This is a genomic window from Streptomyces sp. NPDC002868 (assembly GCF_055563295.1).
The window spans coordinates 19,845-35,788 of record NZ_JBVHDR010000001.1 but is presented as its reverse complement, the minus strand read 5'-3'; the positions used below and the strand labels follow the sequence as shown (position 1 = coordinate 35,788).

The following is a 15,944-nucleotide window of genomic DNA, read 5'->3' as shown; positions in this document are numbered from 1 at the left end:
GGGGCGGCGGCAGCAATGCGGCCGCCCCTCGCCGCATTCAGCCGTCACTTGACGCCAGCACCCGCAGTGGGTTGCATACGTTCTGTGATCGCGCACCGGGCTCCAACCACACGTTTCCGCATGACCCTTCGGGCCCCAGGAGTCACGCCGTGGACCCGGTGATCATCGTGGGCGCGGGGCCTGTCGGGCTCGCGCTCTCGCTGGCCCTTGCGCAACAAGACGTCCCCTCGGTCGTGCTCGACGAAGGCGCGGGCAACGACGAGCAGCGGCCCGCCCGTACGGTCGTGCTGCGGCCCGACACCGCAGCCATGGTGGAACGGCTCGGCTGCGCAACTGGCCGTGACGAAGGTTCCCGCTGGACCGGCTGGCGCTCGATGCGGCGCCGGCAGGACGTACGGCAGCTCGCCCTCGGCGACGACCGCGCACCCGCGCCGCTGCACATCCCCCAGCACGCCCTCGCGCGCGGACTGCGGGACGCCGTCGCCTCGCAGCAGCTGGTCCGGATCGTCACCGAGAGTCGCGTCGACTCGCTGGAGCAGGACGCGACCGGGATCAGCGTGCACACCCGGGGGCCCGGAGCGACCTGGTGGCGCGGCAGTCATCTGGTCGGCTGCGACGGGGCCAGGTCGACGGTCCGCAAGCTCCTCGGCATCCGCTTCCCGGGGCGTACGGCGGTGGAACGGCATGCCGTCGCCGCCCTGCGCACCGAACTCCCCTGGCCCGACGAGGCGTTGCTGCACCGCCAGCCGCCCTGGCGCACAGGCGGCGACGAGGTCACCGCCCGGCCGCTGCCGGACGGCGTCTGGCGGCTCGACTGGCTGCTGCCCTCCCGCGGCGAACTGGTCACCCCCGACGCCCTGGTGGCGCGCGTACGGGACACCCTGGCCGGCTGGTGCGGCCAGACGCCTCCGTATGAGCTCCTCGACACCGGCGTCTACACGCTGCACCATCGACTCGCGCGCCGCTGGCGCGTGGACCGGGCCTTTCTCGCGGGCGATGCCGCGCATCTGCTCGGGGCGCTCGGCACGCAGGGGCTCGATGAAGGGCTGCGGGACGCCGACAACCTCGCGTGGAAGCTGGCGCACAGCTGGCACCATGGCGTGTCCGAGCCGCTGCTCGACAGCTATCAGGCGGAGCGGCGGGCGGCCGTCGCCTCGCGGCTGCGCGCTGCCGACCAGTCGCTGCCGATACTGCGTGGCGGCAGCGGGCTGCGTACGTATCTTCCGGGTGCCGCGCGCGGGCACGACACTCTGCTGACCGACGGCCATCTGGGGCAGGGCCCACTGGGCGCGCCCCCCGTTTATACGCACTCCCCCCTCGCACCCGAACACGCCCCTTCGCAGACCTTCGTGGGCACAGAGGCGGGCGCTCCGGTCTCGGATGTACGGGTGACCGCGCCGGACGGCACCAGCGCGCGGCTGCGGGACCGGCTTGGGCGGGGGCGGCTGCTGGTGGTGCTGGTCGCTCCGGGTACGGGGGTGTGGGACCGGCGGCACTGGGTGAGCGCGGGCGTGATGCCGCGGCTGGCCGCGGCGGTCACCGCGCTGCCGGTGCGGTCGGAGCTGCTGGTCACGGAGAGCTACCCGGGCGCTTCGGCGCACACAGTGCTGCTGGTGCGGCCGGACGGGCACCTGGTCGCCTCGTTTGCGGGGGTGCGGCCTGCGGAGCTGTACTCGGCGGCGGACGCGGCGCGCGGCGGTGCCCCGTCAGCGGCGCGCAGTGACCGTACTGCGGACATCAATTGACCCTCGAGGACCTGCATGGTGTACTCCGGAGCGTGACCGACACCGATGTGCGCCTGTGGCGGAGGGTCCATATGGACCTCGTCCGCTATGCGGGCTGCGTGTGTCGCCCGTCCTGCTGAATTCGCCTTCTCCTCGCGCTGTGGCCTGATGGGCCCGCGCGCCCTCCAGCGAACTTCCAGGACGGTTTCCGTGTCCCAGCCTGTCTCCACCCCGGTCACTGCTGCCTCTGCGCGTACTGAAGTGCCGGCGCGTACGGAAGCGTCGGCGCCGACCGCCGCCGAGCTGCTCGACTTCGTGCGTCACTCCGCCGCCGACAAGGACCTCATCGCCTCGATCCCGCTCGATCCCGAGGGCCGTACGTGGGTACGGCTCGAAGGGCCCGGCGGCAGTGAGGCCTGGCTGATCGCCTGGCCGCCGGGCACGGGTACCGGCTGGCACGACCACGCCGAGTCGTTCGGCGCGTTCGCCACGGCCGCAGGCGAGTTGAAGGAGTACTCCCTCGCCGTGCGGCTCCCCGCGAGCGGCTGGAAGACCCTGGAGCTGAGCGAAGGGGTCGACCGCGAGCGGGAGTTGGGGGCCGGCCGGGGCAGGGCCTTCGGGAAACACCATGTGCACGAGGTGCTGAACGAGTCGGCCGCCGGGCATGCCGTCTCGGTCCATGCGTACTACCCGCCGCTGCCGCTGATCCGGCGCTTCAGCCGGTCCGGCGCGGTGCTCCGTCTTGAGCAGGTCGAGCGTCCGGAGGACTGGCAGTGAGCGGGGAACAGGTGAGGATCGACGAGCTCCTGGAGCGTGTACGGGAGGACCTGGACCGGGTCGAGCCGAAGGAGGCCTTCGAGGCGGCCGAGGCCGGCGCACTGCTGGTGGACATCCGGTACGCGGCGCTGCGCGAGCGGGACGGTCTGATTCCGGGTGCGCTGGTCGTGGAACGCAACGAGCTGGAGTGGCGACTGGACCCCCAGGGCAGCCACCGCGCACCGGAGGCGGTCAGCCACGATCTGCGGGTCGTGGTGATCTGCGACGAGGGCTACGCGTCGTCGCTGGCGGCGGTGTCCCTACGACAGTTGGGTCTGCACCGCGCGACGGACCTCGTGGGGGGCTTCCAGGCATGGAGGGCGGCGGAACTGCCGGTGCGACGGTAGTCCGCGGCGCGGTCCTTGAGCGCGGGCGCGACCGGATGGCGGCGGGCCGCGGGCGGCCTGGGCCGGGTGGCGGCCTGGGCCGGGTGGCGGCTCGGGTTGCGGTGGCGTACGGCTGGGCTGGCGGCGCGGGCGGGCGCGGGCGCGCCAGGCGGAGCCGTGTCCTTCTGGCGGCGGCCATCTCCCCCCGGCGGCCGCGACGTTGAACGGCGCGCGGGCGCGGAGCAGTGCGCAGCGGAGCGGTCCTGAGCGCCGCGCGGGTGCGGGCGGCCCGGCGCCGGGCGGCAGCTGTGTCCAGCATCCGGGCGACCCCGCACCGCGGGCGCGGGCTAGCCGCGGGTCCTGGCCCGGGCTAGAAGTCACCGCCCTCGTCCAAGTCCTCCGTGTCCTCGCCCTCTTCTTCGAGCGCGCGCTTGACCACCCTGAGGGCCAGGCCCTCGGGGTAGCCCTTCCTGGCGAGCATGCCCGCCAGACGGCGCAGACGGCGGTCGCGGTCCAGGCCGCGGGTCGAGCGGAGTCTGCGTGCGACCAGCTCGCGGGCGGTCTCCTCCTCCTGCTCGGAGTCGAGCTGCCCGACCGCCTCGTCGATCAGCGCGGAGTCCACGCCCTTCGTCCGCAGTTCCCGCGCGAGCGCCCGCCGGGCGAGGCCCCGGCCGTGGTGCCGGGACTCCACCCATGCATCCGCGAAGGCCGCGTCGTTGATCAGCCCCACGTCCTCGAAGCGGGAGAGGACCTCCTCGGCCACCTCCGAGGGGATCTCACGCTTGTGCAGCGCGTCCGCGAGCTGCTTGCGGGTGCGCGGGGTCCCGGTGAGCAGCCGCAGGCAGATCGCCCGCGCCCGCTCGGCCGGATCCTGGGGCGACAGCTCCTTCTCGGCCCTCGACGAGTCGGCGCTGTCGCCCGGCCATTCGGTTCGCCGGGCCATTTGCTAGCCCTTGGCCGCCGCCGTCTTGGCCGCCTTGGCCTTGGACGCGGGCGCTGACTTCGCGGCGTCCTCGGCCGGAGCCGCTGCACCGGCGCCGGCAGCGTCCGCGCCGGGCTCGGCCGCCAGGGCCTCCGGCCTCACGCCGACGCCCAGCTTCTCCAGGATCTTCTTCTCGATCTCATTGGCGAGATCGGGGTTGTCCTTCAGGAAGTTGCGGGCGTTCTCCTTGCCCTGGCCCAGCTGGTCGCCCTCGTACGTGTACCAGGCGCCCGCCTTGCGGACGAAGCCGTGCTCCACGCCCATATCGATCAGACCGCCCTCGCGGCTGATGCCCTGGCCGTAGAGGATGTCGAACTCGGCCTGCTTGAAGGGCGGCGCGACCTTGTTCTTCACGACCTTGACACGGGTGCGGTTGCCGACCGCGTCGGTGCCGTCCTTGAGGGTCTCGATGCGGCGGATGTCGAGCCGCACAGAGGCGTAGAACTTCAGCGCGCGGCCACCGGTCGTGGTCTCCGGCGAGCCGAACATCACGCCGATCTTCTCTCGGAGCTGGTTGATGAAGATCGCGGTGGTCTTCGACTGGTTCAGCGCACTGGTGATCTTCCGGAGCGCCTGGCTCATCAGCCGCGCCTGCAGACCCACGTGCGAGTCGCCCATCTCGCCCTCGATCTCCGCGCGCGGCACGAGGGCCGCGACGGAGTCGATGACGATCAGGTCGAGCGCGCCGGAGCGGACGAGCATGTCGACGATCTCGAGTGCCTGCTCGCCGTTGTCCGGCTGAGAAAGGATCAGGTTGTCGATGTCGACGCCGAGCTTCTTCGCGTACTCGGGGTCAAGGGCGTGCTCGGCGTCGATGAAGGCCACCGAGCCGCCGAGCTTCTGGGCGTTGGCCACGGCGTGCAGCGTGAGGGTCGTCTTACCGGAGGACTCCGGGCCGTACACCTCCACCACACGGCCGCGCGGAAGGCCGCCGACGCCGAGCGCGACGTCGAGCGCGGTCGACCCGGTGGGGATGACCTCGATGGGCTCGTTCGGCCGCTCGCCCAGGCGCATCACCGCGCCCTTGCCGAATTGCCGTTCAATCTGTGCGAGCGCGGCGTCGAGCGCCTTCTCGCGGTCGGTTCCTGCCATGGGTTCCACCCGATTTGCTTGAGTCGATCGCTTCACGTCAAAGACGCTAACCCCTGCCACTGACAATGGGCCCCGACGTCCATCCAGCCTGTGGATAACTCCCGGAAACCGAGGCCGGAATCCCATGAGAATGGATGTTCGATTTTGGTGTCAAGCGCACCGCGCAGCCCGGGTCCGGCCGCCCCCAGGTAACGGTTTGACCCGCACACTTCAAGCCACATAGGTTCTGCTCGGCCAGGTCCATGAGGACTGGCCCAATCGCGATCCTTTGGGGGGACGCAGTGCACTGGTATGTGGACGTACTCAAGAAATATGCGGTATTCAGCGGGCGGGCACGCCGCCAGGAGTACTGGATGTTCGTTCTGTTCAGCGTGATCATCAGCATCGTGCTGTCGATCATCGACAATGTTGCCGGCACGAGCCCGGTCCTCGGGGCGATCTACAGCCTCGCCGTGTTCCTTCCCAGCCTCGGTGTCGCCGTCCGTCGGCTGCACGACACCGACCGGTCGGGCTGGTGGGTGCTCATCGCGCTGGTCCCGCTCGTGGGCGCGATCATCCTGCTGGTGTTCCTGGCCAGTGACGGCAAGCCGCACGAGAACAGCCACGGCCCGAACCCCAAGCTGGTTCCGGCCCACTGACGCTCGTGCGTCGGCCGACGGGAACCGCTCCCTCGACGACCGACGAGCAAGCCGAGTTCTGAGCGCTGTAGTTGGCGAAGCCCGTCAACTACAGCGCTCCGTCACAACCGGGGCCGGAACTCCGCCCCGCCATCTCAGGCGCCGTCCCCCGGGGGCGGCGCCTGGTCCCGCTTCGCACGGAGCACACCGCGCAGCCGCGCGAGGGCCTTGCCCCCGTGGCGCCGCCGGTGGCCGTGGACGCGCGGGTCGTCGGTCACGGCGTACCGCTTCACATACGCGCCGAGGAACGCCTGGAGCGTGGCGATCGCCGGGATCGCGATCAGCGCGCCGACCGGCCCCAGCAGCGCCGTGCCCGCGACGACCGAGCCGAAGGCCACCGCGGGGTGAATGTCGACCGTCTTGGACGTGAGCTTGGGCTGCAGCACATAGTTCTCGAACTGCTGGTAGACCACGACGAATCCGAGCACCCACAGCGCGTACCAGGGATTGACGGTGAAGGCGATCAGCATCGGCAGCGCGCCCGCCAGATACGTGCCGATGGTCGGGATGAACTGCGAGACCAGACCGACCCAGACAGCGAGCGCCGGAGCGTACGGCACGCCCAGGATCTCCAGCAGGATGTAGTGCGCGCCGCCGGAGATCAGCGCCATCAGGCCGCGCGAGTAGAGATAGCCGCCCGTCTTGTCGACGGCGATCTCCCAGGCGCGCAGCACCTCGGTCTGCTTGGCCGGCGGCAGTACGGAGCAGAGCGCGCGGCGCAGCCGGGGCCCGTCGGCGGCGAAGTAGAACGAGAACAGGAAGATCGTCAGCAGTTTGAACAGTCCGCCGAGCACGGTGGCGGAGACGTCCAGAACGCCGCTCGCGCTGTTCTGGACGTACTTCCGCAGCCAGTCCGAGCGCAGCACACTGTCCTGGACCTCGACCCGTGAGAGGTCGGTGTGGAAGGTGCTGTTGATCCAGCGGATCACCGAGTCGAGGTATTTGGGGAAGTCCTCGACCATGTCGACGATCTGGCCGGCCAGCATCGAGCCGAGGAGGACGACGAACCCGACGCCCACGGCGATCACGGCGAAGAAGACGATAAAGGTGGCAAGGCCGCGGCGCATGCCACGGGCCGCCATCCTGCCCACCGCAGGCTCGATCGCCAGCGCCAGGAAGAAGGCGATCAGGATATTGATCAGCAGGCCGATGAGCTGGTGGAAGGCCCAGCTGCCGAGCTGGAAGCAGGCGTACAGGGCCAGCCCGAGCACCATGGCGCGCGGCAGCCAGCGAGGTATGCGGGCCGGACTGTGGGATCCGCCCGCCGGTGCGGGAGGCGGCGCGTTCGGCGGGGGCACGTCCTCAGCGGGCGTGTCCTGCGCGGTCTTGTCGGTCTGGGCCACGAGATTCAGTGTCACCCACCGGTCTCACTGCTTGTCGGCCGGGACGCCCACCGCGGCGCAGACCCCGCGCCATACGTCCTTCGCCTCCCAGCCGGCGGCCAGCGCCTCATGCACCGTACGGCCCCCGAGCTCGGCCATCACATGGTCGCGGGCAAAGGAATCGGCGTAGGCCTGACCGAAGTGGTCCGCCATCCGCTCCCAGAAAATCGTCAACCGCATGACGTCAGTATCCCGCCCCTGGGGGTGCAGCCGTGTCCCTCCGGCTTGCCGAAAGCCCTTTCCGCCCTACGGTCGGAACATGGCTGGAACCGGAGCAACCCCCTCACCCTCGCTCGCGTCACCCCTCGCCCGCGCCGAGCAGTTCATCTGGCTGACTGCCCGGGTTCTGGAGCAGCGGCGGTTCGAGTACCACTTCCTGGGCGGCGGCTCGGAAACCGTCGAGACCGCCCTGGCCGCGTACCTCAATGAGGACGGCGGCTACGGCCACGCCCTCGAACCCGATCTGCGAGGCCCGGTCAGCCAGCCGCTGCACACCGCGCACGCCCTGCGCATCCTCGACTCCATCGGCCGCTGCGGCGGACTGCGGGTGGAGCGGATGTGCCGCTACCTCACCGAGGTGTCGACGCACGACGGGGCGCTGCCCGCGATCCACCCCTCCCAGCGCGGCTATCCGGCCGCGCCGTTCATCCCGATCGTCGACGACCCTCCCAGCGAGCTGCTCGCGACGGGCCCGGTGGTCGGGCTGCTGCACCGCAATCAGGTATGGCACGCCTGGCTGTTCAGGGCCACGGACTTCTGCTGGGCCGCCGTCGCAGGGCTTGAGAAGTCCCATCCGTACGAGATCGAGGCCGCGGTCGCCTTCCTGGACGGGGTTCCGGACCGCTCGCGCGCCGAGGCCGCTGCGGACCGGCTCGGCCGGCTGGTGCGCGAGCAGGGCCTGGCGGTCCTCGACCCGGACCGGCTCGAGGAGTACCCGCTCGCTCCCGGCTATGCGGCGGGCGAGCGCCACTTCCCGTACGACTATGCCCGTACCCCCCAGTCGCTCGCCCGCCGCTGGTTCACCGACGAGGAGATGGCGCGCTCGCTGGAGCATCTCTCGAGCGAGCAGCGCGAGGACGGCGGCTGGCCGGTCAACTGGCGGCAGTGGGCACCCGGCACGGCCCTGGAGGCGCGGCCGATCGTGACCATCGAGGCGCTGCGGACGCTACGGGCACACGGCCGAGCGATCGCCTGACCCGCCCGGTCTGTCCCCCGGCTCAGCCGCCGAGCGCGCGCACGCCCGCCGTGACTGCCACCGCGGCCCCGACGACCACCAGGAAGGGGGCGCGCAGCACCAGCGCGAGCGCCGCGGCCGCAAGTCCTGCCGCCCGTGCGTCGAGGACGAGGGAGCTGTCGGTGCTGAACGTCTGTTGCGCGGTGAGCGCGGCGAGCAGGGCGACGGGAAGGAGCGCGGCGAGCCGCTGGACGAGGGGGCGTTCAAGGGCGCCGGCCGGTACCAGCAGGCCGGCCAGCTTGACGAGGTAGCAGCCGACGGCGGTCGCCGCGATCGCGATCCAGATACTCATCGGTCCTCACCCTTCGTACGGTCTGCATTGCTGCGGGCTATAGAGCGTCCCTTGAACCACAGGACGGCGGGGGCGGCCAGGGCGGCCACCAACACCGGCACCCCGGCGGGCAGCACCGGCAGGAATGCGAGCCCCAGCACCACGGCGAGCCCGGCGACTGCTCGCTCGGTCGTCGTACGGAGCATCGGCGCGAGGAGCGCGAGGAAGACGGCCGGGCCCGCGGCATCCAGACCCCACGCGTCGGTGTCGCCGAGGGCCTCGGCGCCCAGCACCCCGCCGAGCGTGGTCAGGTTCCACAGGACGTAGAGCGTCAGCCCGGTGACGGTGAAGCCGAGGCGCGCGGCGCGCCGCGTGGGCTGGGCGAGGGCGACGGCCGTGGTCTCGTCGATGACCCAGTGCGCGGCGAGGGGGCGTACGAAGCGCGGCAGGGCGAGAAGCTGCGACAGCCGCAGCCCGTAGAAGGCGTTGCGTACGCCGAGGAAGAAGGCGCCGGCCGCCGCGGCGAGCGGGTTGCCGCCGGCCGCGAGCGCGCCGACCAGCGCGAACTGCGAGGCGCCGGTGAAGACCAGCAGGCTGAGCGCGCAGGTCTGCAGGAGACTGAGGCCTGCGCCGGCGGAAGTCACGCCAAAGGCGAATCCGGACAGGCCGACGGCGATGCCGACGCCGAGCGCATCGCGCACGACCGCCGAATCCGGCTTGGGCACCCGCTCAGCGGCGGCTGCGGATATCCCTGCGGACGTCCCTGCGGGAGTCTTCGGGCGAGACTCTGGATGAGCTGTCTGTTCTGCCACGCCTTCGACGCTACGCGGGGCGCTCACCGGCGGTCTTGTACGTTCTTGCGCGCTCCCTGCGGTACGCGCCGGGCGGGACGCCGACGATCCGCGTGAAGTGCCGGTTCAGATGCGGCTGGTCGGTGAATCCGACGGCGACGGCCGCATCGGCGGGCGCGGTCCCGGCGTCCAGAAGGTGGCGCGCGCGCCGCACGCGCGCATCGGTGAGCCAGGTGTGCGGCGGCATACCGTACGCCGCCTTGAAGGCACGCAGCAGCGCGAAGGGGCTCGTGCCGAGCTCCTTCGCAAGCCCCTCCAGGGAGGGCGGCTCACCCATCCGCTCCTCGAGGAACTGCTTGGCGAGGGCGGCCGTGCGGGCGCCTGAGGCCTGGGGCGTACGCGAGGGGAGAGCGCTGCCGTAACGGCCCAGCATCCGGGCGACGGCGATCCGCAGCAGGCTGTCGGCGGCGAGCGCGTTGCCTTCCTCCGCCGCCCGGTGCACGCCGCGTATCAACTGGGCGGTCTGCGGGTCCTCGACGATCGTCTCGGCGAACCCCGGGGTGCCGCGCAGGCTGGTGACCGCTCCGCCGATCTCCGAGACGAGCTCCACGGAGGGGTAGAGCGTCGAGTACGTCCAGCCTTCAGGAACGCCGGCCCGGGCGGAGTGCGGCACCTCCGGGTTGATCATGACAACCGTGCCAGGGCCCGCCCGGACAAGGCCCTTCGGCAGGCTCACGTCCTCGACCCCGCCGGTGACCGCGCCGAAGGTGAATCCCTCGTGGCTGTGGCGGGGGAAGGTGTGCCGGACATAGCGGGCGCGCAGCAGATCGAGGCCCGGCAGCTCCTCGTACTGCCAGTGCCTCGCCCACTCGTGCTCCGTCAGCCGTCCCATCCGGCCATTGTCCCCCGGTGGCCCTTGCCGCTGACCTGCGCGTCCATGACCTGGACAGCTGATTGTCAGTGGTGCGGTGCACGATGGGGGGCATGGCCAGGACTGCGCTCGACTCCTTCTCTCCCGCGACCCGGAGCTGGTTCACGGGAGCCTTCAGCGCGCCCACCGCCGCGCAGGAGGGCGCCTGGCAGGCCATCGGGGAGGGCTCGGACGTGCTGGTCGTGGCCCCGACGGGCTCCGGCAAGACCCTGGCCGCGTTCCTCGCCGCGCTGGACCGGCTGGCGTCCGCCCCACCGCCCGCGGACCCGAAGATGCGCTGCCGCGTGCTGTATGTGTCTCCGCTCAAGGCCCTCGCGGTCGATGTGGAGCGCAACCTCCGCAGTCCGCTCACCGGAATCCGGCAGGAGTCGGTGCGGCTCGGGCTGCCTGAGCCGGAGGTGCGGGTCGGCATCCGCTCGGGCGACACCCCGGCCGCCGAGCGGCGCTCCCTGGCCACCAAGCCTCCGGACATCCTGATCACGACACCCGAGTCGCTGTTCCTGATGCTCACCTCCTCGACCCGCGACGCGCTGGCGGGCATCGAGACGGTGATCCTGGACGAGGTGCACGCCGTCGCGGGGACGAAGCGGGGCGCACATCTCGCCGTATCGCTGGAGCGCCTCGACGAGCTGCTGCCGCGCCCTGCCCGGCGGATCGGCCTGTCGGCGACGGTGCGGCCGGTGGACGAGGTGGCCCGCTATCTCTCGCCACAGCGCAAGGTGGAGATCGTCCAGCCGCCCTCGGGCAAGGAGTTCGACCTGTCCGTGGTCGTACCGGTGGAGGATCTGGGCGAATTGGGCGGCTCTCCCGCCTCCGAGTCGGACGGCGGAGAGAAGCCGTCGATCTGGCCGCATGTCGAGGAGAAGATCGCCGACCTCGTCCAGGCGCACCGCTCGACGATCGTCTTCGCCAACTCCCGCCGCCTCGCCGAGCGGCTGTGCAACCGCCTCAACGAGATCGCGTACGAGCGTGCCACGGGCCAGACGATGCCCGAAGGGGCACCACCGGCCGAGATCATGGCGCAGTCGGGGGCCGCGCAGGGCGCACCCGCCCTCCTCGCCCGCGCGCACCACGGCTCGGTCTCCAAGGAACAGCGCGCCCTGGTCGAAGAGGACCTCAAGGCAGGCCGGCTGCCCGCCGTCGTCGCCACCTCCAGCCTGGAGCTGGGCATCGACATGGGCGCGGTGGATCTGGTCGTCCAGGTCGAGTCACCGCCGTCCGTCGCCTCCGGCCTGCAGCGGGTCGGCCGCGCGGGACACCAGGTGGGCGCGGTCTCCACGGGCGTCGTCTTCCCCAAGTACCGCGGCGATCTGGTGCAGGCGGCAGTGGTCACCGAGCGGATGCGCAGCGGCTCGATCGAAGCGCTGCGCATCCCGTCCAACCCCCTGGACGTGCTGGCCCAGCAGCTGGTCGCCATGGTCGCCCTGGACACCTGGCAGGTCGACGATCTGCTGGCGCTGGCGCGGCGGGCCGCGCCGTTCGCCTCGCTCCCCGAGTCGGCCTTCACCGCCGTTCTCGACATGCTCGCCGGGCGCTATCCCTCCGATGCCTTCGCCGAGTTGCGCCCCCGCGTGGTGTGGGACCGCGTCGCCGGTACGGTCACGGGCCGGCCGGGGGCGCAGCGCCTCGCGGTCACCTCCGGCGGCACCATCCCCGACCGCGGGCTGTTCGGGGTGTTCCTCGCCGGGGCGGATCCCAAGAAGGGCGGCGGCCGCGTCGGCGAGCTGGACGAGGAGATGGTGTACGAGTCCCGGGTGGGCGATGTCTTCACCCTCGGCACCACCTCCTGGCGTATCGAGGACATCACCCGCGACCGGGTGCTGGTCTCGCCCGCCCCCGGGGTGCCGGGCCGGCTCCCGTTCTGGAAGGGCGATCAGCTGGGCCGCCCGCTCGAACTGGGCCGCGCGGTGGGCGCGTTCTTGCGGGAGGTCGGCGGCCTGAGCACCGAGGACGCCCGGCTGCGCCTGCTGGCTGCCGGCCTCGACGCCTGGGCTGCCGACAATGTCCTCGGCTATCTGGACGAGCAGCGCCGTGCGTGCGGCCATGTCCCCGACGACCGGACGATCCTCGTCGAGCGTTTCCGGGACGAGCTGGGCGACTGGCGGGTCGTCATCCACTCCCCGTTCGGCGCCCAGGTGCACGCCCCGTGGGCGCTGGCGCTCGGCGCCCGGCTCGGCGAGCGGTACGGCATGGACGCGCAGGTCATGCACGCCGACGACGGCATCGTGCTGCGGCTGCCCGACGCCGATCTGATGGGCCTGGACCTGCTCGACCAGGACCCAGTCCACCTCGACACGACATTCGACAGCGAGCAGGCCCCGGTCGGCGCGGCGGACACCGTCTTCGACAAGGGCGAAATCAATCAGATCGTCACCGACCAGGTGGGCGGCTCCGCGCTGTTCGCCTCCCGGTTCCGGGAGTGCGCCGCGCGTGCACTGCTGCTGCCCCGGCGCAATCCCGGCAAGCGCACCCCGCTGTGGCAGCAGCGCCAGCGCGCGGCCCAACTGCTCCAGGTGGCGAGCGAGTTCGGGTCCTTCCCGATCGTCCTCGAAGCGGTCCGCGAGTGCCTCCAGGACGTGTTCGACGTCCCGGGGCTCACGGAGCTGATGGGCGACATCGAGTCCCGCCGGGTCAGGCTGGTCGAGGTCACCACGCCCGAGCCCTCGCCGTTCGCCCGCTCGCTGCTCTTCGGCTATGTCGCGCAGTTCCTGTACGAGGGGGACTCGCCCCTTGCCGAGCGGCGCGCCGCGGCCCTCTCCCTCGACTCCCGGCTGCTCGCCGAGCTGCTCGGCCAGGCCGAGCTGCGCGAACTGCTCGATCCCGAGGTGCTGACCGAGCTGGAGCGGGAGCTGCAATGGCTCACCGAGGACCGCCGGATCAAGGACGAGGAGGGCGTTGCCGACCTGCTGCGGATCCTCGGCCCGCTGACCGACGCCGAGTTGGCCGAGCGCGGCGGCGACCCGGAGTGGCCGCGGGACCTGGCCGCATCGCGCCGCGCCATCCGGGTCAGGATCGCGGGCGCCGACCACTGGGCTGCGGTCGAGGACGCGGGCCGGCTGCGCGACGCGCTGGGCACGGCGCTCCCGGTGGGCGTGCCGGAGGCTTTCACCGAGCCGGTCAAGGACCCGCTCGGCGACCTCCTCGCCCGGTTCGCGCGTACGCACGGGCCGTTCACCTCGACCCAGGCGGCGGCTCGCTTCGGCCTCGGCGTGGCCGTCACAGAGGGCGCGCTGCAACGGCTCGCGGCGAACGGACGGGTCGTACAGGGCGAGTTCCACCCCTCCGGCATCGGCCAGGAATGGTGCGACGCGACCGTGCTGCGCCGGCTGCGCCGCCGCTCGCTGGCAGCGCTGCGCCATGAGCTGGAGCCGGTCCCGCCCGCCGCGCTCGCGACGTTCCTCCCGAAGTGGCAGCACATGGGCAGCAACAGCCTGCGCGGCATCGACGGCCTTGCCCGCGCGGTCGAGCAGCTCCAGGGGGCCGCGGTCCCGGCCTCCGCCCTCGAGAAGCTGATCCTCCCGTCCCGCGTCCTTGGGTACGCTCCCGGACTCCTGGACGAACTGACCACGACCGGCGAGGTCGTCTGGGCCGGAGCGGGCTCGCTGCCCGGCAAGGACGGCTGGATCTCCCTCTACCTCGCCGACGCCGCGCCCCTGCTCCTGCCGCAGCCCCATCCGCTGGAACTCACCGCGCTCCACGAGTCCGTGCTCAGCGCCCTGTCCCCCGGCTACGGCCTGTTCTTCCGTCAGATCGCCGACCAGGTCAGGGCCACCACCCACCCCGACACCACCGATCCCCAACTGGCCGACGCCGTCTGGGACCTGGCCTGGTCCGGTCGGCTCACCAACGACACCCTGGCGCCGCTGCGTTCGCTGCTCGGCTCGGGCCGGACCGCAGGGTCGACGGCCCATCGCGCCAAACGGACGGTGCCGCGCGGGCGGTACGGCAGCCTCACGGCGGCCGCCCGTCCCGCTTCCCGTACCGGGCCGCCGACGGTGAGCGGGCGCTGGTCGCTGCTGCCGACCGCCGAGCCCGATCCGACCCACCGGGCGCACGCCCTCGCCCGCACCCTGCTGGACCGCCATGGCGTGGTGACCCGGGGCGCAGTGGCGGCCGAGGGCGTGGAGGGCGGCTTCTCGGCCACGTACCGCATCCTCTCCGCCTTCGAGGACAGCGGTCAGGCGCGGCGCGGCTATGTGGTGGAGGGGCTGGGCGCGGCCCAGTTCGCGATGGACGGCGCGGTCGACCGCCTCCGCGCGGCGGCCACAGCGAGAGACCGGGCCGACGGGCAGACGGCGCCGCACTCCGTGGTGCTGGCCGCCGCCGACCCCGCCAATGCGTACGGCGCGGCGCTGCCCTGGCCCGAGCCGCCGACCGGCGCCGGCCACAAGCCCGGCCGGAAGGCGGGCTCCCTGGTCGTCCTGGTCGACGGCGAGCTCACGCTGTACATGGAGCGCGGCGGCAAGACTCTGCTGGCCTGGGCGACCGACCCGGACTCCGCCGCGCTCCATGCGGCGGCCGAGGCGCTGGCACACGCGGCCCGGGCGGGCGCGCTCGGCACGGTCACCGTCGAGCGCGCCAACGGCATACCGGCGCTCACCTCGCCGCTGGCCCGCGCCCTGGAGACGGTGGGCTTCCACGCCACCCCCAGAGGCCTTCGGCTGCGCCCCTGACGGACGCCTGCGGCGGGCCTTGATCCCTCCCCGCCCCTTCCCGCTGTATCGATTTGCGGCTCCGCCGCGTGGGGGGGCTCCACCTCCAGACCCCCGTATGCGACCTTCGGCCGCATGTCCTCAATCCCCCATTCGTCCGGGGGACCCCCACGGGCTGAGGGCGCGCCCGCCCCCGCCACCCCCATCATGGATGCCATGCCCGAAGGAGACACCGTCTGGCTGACCGCCCAGCGCCTGCACACCGCCCTCGCCGGGCAGGTCCTCACCCGGTCCGACCTCCGAGTCCCGCGCTTCGCGACCGCCGATCTCACCGGGCGAGCCGTCCTGGACGTCACGCCGCGCGGCAAGCATCTGCTGACCCGCATCGAGGGCGGCCTCACCCTCCACTCCCACCTCCGTATGGACGGCTCCTGGCAGGTGTACGGCTCCGGCGAACGCTGGCGCGGCCCCGCGCACCAGATCCGCGCGATCCTCGGCAACGCCGACCACACCGCCGTCGGCTACCGCCTCCCCGTCCTGGAGCTGCTGCGCACCGCCGACGAGGCCAGGGCCGTGGGCCATCTCGGCCCGGATCTGCTGGGCCCCGACTGGGACGCGGACACCGCCGTCGCGAATCTCCTCGCCGACCCGGACCGCCCCCTCGGCGAGGCCCTGCTCGACCAGCGCAATCTCGCCGGAATCGGCAATGTCTACAAGTCGGAGCTGGCCTTCCTGGCCCGTGTGACGCCCTGGCTGCCCGTCGGCGAGCTGCCCGCCGACACCGCTCAACGGCTCGTCGTCACCGCCCACCGACTCCTCGAAGCGAACAAGAACCGCTTCGACCGCACCACCACGGCCACGGACCGCCGAGGCGCCACGAGTGGCCGCCGCCCCGGCCCCCGGCTTCATGTCTACGGCCGCGAAGGCCAGCCATGCCTGCGCTGCGGGACCCTGATCCGTAAGGCCGACCAGGGCGACGGCAGCCGCGAACGCCCCACCTACTGGTGCCCGGGCTGCCAATCCGGGCCCACTAGTTGACGACCCGTCAGATTCAGTCGTACCGTCC

The 15,944-nt window shown here is 72.1% G+C and carries 15 protein-coding genes; 8 read left to right on the top strand and 7 right to left on the bottom strand.

What is annotated here, in order from left to right:
- Positions 1–149: 149 nt before the first annotated feature.
- From ACZ3H8_RS00155 to ACZ3H8_RS00140, 4 genes are all read left to right on the top strand, one after another.
- Positions 150–1,745 carry an FAD-dependent monooxygenase gene (locus ACZ3H8_RS00155; RefSeq protein ID WP_467395671.1) on the top strand — a complete coding sequence of 532 codons (1,596 nt, stop codon included), beginning with the start codon at positions 150–152 and terminating at the stop codon, positions 1,743–1,745.
- A 32-nt stretch (positions 1,746–1,777) separates the two neighbouring features.
- A complete protein-coding gene (locus ACZ3H8_RS00150; RefSeq protein WP_311605579.1) occupies positions 1,778–1,864 on the top strand; it encodes a putative leader peptide in 87 nt (28 codons plus the stop codon).
- Positions 1,865–1,934: 70 nt separating this feature from the next.
- Entirely contained in the window at positions 1,935–2,501 is a 567-nt protein-coding gene (locus ACZ3H8_RS00145; RefSeq protein WP_467395669.1) for a cupin domain-containing protein, read from the top strand.
- Positions 2,498–2,887 carry a rhodanese-like domain-containing protein gene (locus ACZ3H8_RS00140; protein WP_467395667.1) on the top strand — a complete coding sequence of 130 codons (390 nt, stop codon included), beginning with the start codon at positions 2,498–2,500 and terminating at the stop codon, positions 2,885–2,887. The genes ACZ3H8_RS00145 and ACZ3H8_RS00140 overlap by 4 nt, the downstream gene beginning before the upstream one ends.
- Positions 2,888–3,236: 349 nt before the next feature.
- Here ACZ3H8_RS00140 and recX read toward each other — a convergent pair whose 3' ends face one another.
- Together recX and recA are read right to left on the bottom strand one after the other, a co-directional pair.
- Positions 3,237–3,809, bottom strand: coding sequence for a recombination regulator RecX (gene recX, locus ACZ3H8_RS00135; RefSeq protein WP_467395665.1), 573 nt, complete (start codon positions 3,807–3,809; stop codon positions 3,237–3,239).
- 3 nt (positions 3,810–3,812) lie between these two features.
- Positions 3,813–4,940, bottom strand: coding sequence for a recombinase RecA (gene recA / locus ACZ3H8_RS00130; RefSeq protein WP_467395663.1), 1,128 nt, complete (start codon positions 4,938–4,940; stop codon positions 3,813–3,815).
- Positions 4,941–5,221: 281 nt separating this feature from the next.
- Here recA and ACZ3H8_RS00125 point away from each other — a divergent pair, with 281 nt between their 5' ends.
- Positions 5,222–5,578, top strand: a complete 357-nt coding sequence (locus ACZ3H8_RS00125) for a DUF805 domain-containing protein (RefSeq protein WP_467397856.1) — start codon at positions 5,222–5,224, stop codon at positions 5,576–5,578.
- Positions 5,579–5,712: 134 nt separating this feature from the next.
- Here the strand turns inward: ACZ3H8_RS00125 and ACZ3H8_RS00120 are convergent, their stop codons facing one another.
- Together ACZ3H8_RS00120 and ACZ3H8_RS00115 are read right to left on the bottom strand one after the other, a co-directional pair.
- Complete coding sequence (locus tag ACZ3H8_RS00120) at positions 5,713–6,960, bottom strand: AI-2E family transporter (RefSeq protein ID WP_467395660.1); 1,248 nt, start codon at positions 6,958–6,960, stop codon at positions 5,713–5,715.
- A gap of 24 nt (positions 6,961–6,984) precedes the next feature.
- Complete coding sequence (locus ACZ3H8_RS00115; RefSeq protein WP_307660730.1) at positions 6,985–7,179, bottom strand: DUF3046 domain-containing protein; 195 nt, start codon at positions 7,177–7,179, stop codon at positions 6,985–6,987.
- Positions 7,180–7,258: 79 nt separating this feature from the next.
- Between ACZ3H8_RS00115 and ACZ3H8_RS00110 the strand changes: the two genes are divergently transcribed.
- On the top strand, positions 7,259–8,194 hold the full coding sequence (locus tag ACZ3H8_RS00110) for a hypothetical protein (protein ID WP_467395656.1): 936 nt from the start codon (positions 7,259–7,261) through the stop codon (positions 8,192–8,194).
- 22 nt (positions 8,195–8,216) lie between these two features.
- On the opposite strand, the gene ACZ3H8_RS00105 is transcribed toward ACZ3H8_RS00110, so the two are convergent.
- From ACZ3H8_RS00105 to ACZ3H8_RS00095, 3 genes are read right to left on the bottom strand one after another with little or no spacing between them, the layout of a single operon-like run.
- The gene (locus ACZ3H8_RS00105) at positions 8,217–8,525 is read right to left on the bottom strand and encodes an AzlD domain-containing protein (RefSeq protein ID WP_467395654.1); all 309 of its coding nucleotides are present in this window, start codon (positions 8,523–8,525) and stop codon (positions 8,217–8,219) included.
- Positions 8,522–9,316 carry an AzlC family ABC transporter permease gene (locus ACZ3H8_RS00100; RefSeq protein ID WP_467395652.1) on the bottom strand — a complete coding sequence of 265 codons (795 nt, stop codon included), beginning with the start codon at positions 9,314–9,316 and terminating at the stop codon, positions 8,522–8,524. The genes ACZ3H8_RS00105 and ACZ3H8_RS00100 overlap by 4 nt, the downstream gene beginning before the upstream one ends.
- Before the next feature lie 10 nt (positions 9,317–9,326).
- The gene (locus tag ACZ3H8_RS00095; RefSeq protein WP_467395650.1) at positions 9,327–10,187 is read right to left on the bottom strand and encodes an AraC family transcriptional regulator; all 861 of its coding nucleotides are present in this window, start codon (positions 10,185–10,187) and stop codon (positions 9,327–9,329) included.
- A 92-nt stretch (positions 10,188–10,279) separates the two neighbouring features.
- On the opposite strand from ACZ3H8_RS00095, the gene ACZ3H8_RS00090 reads away from it, so the two are divergent.
- Positions 10,280–14,899, top strand: coding sequence for an ATP-dependent helicase (locus tag ACZ3H8_RS00090; RefSeq protein ID WP_467395648.1), 4,620 nt, complete (start codon positions 10,280–10,282; stop codon positions 14,897–14,899).
- A gap of 195 nt (positions 14,900–15,094) precedes the next feature.
- Positions 15,095–15,916 carry an Fpg/Nei family DNA glycosylase gene (locus ACZ3H8_RS00085; RefSeq protein WP_467395647.1) on the top strand — a complete coding sequence of 274 codons (822 nt, stop codon included), beginning with the start codon at positions 15,095–15,097 and terminating at the stop codon, positions 15,914–15,916.
- Positions 15,917–15,944 lie beyond the last annotated feature (28 nt).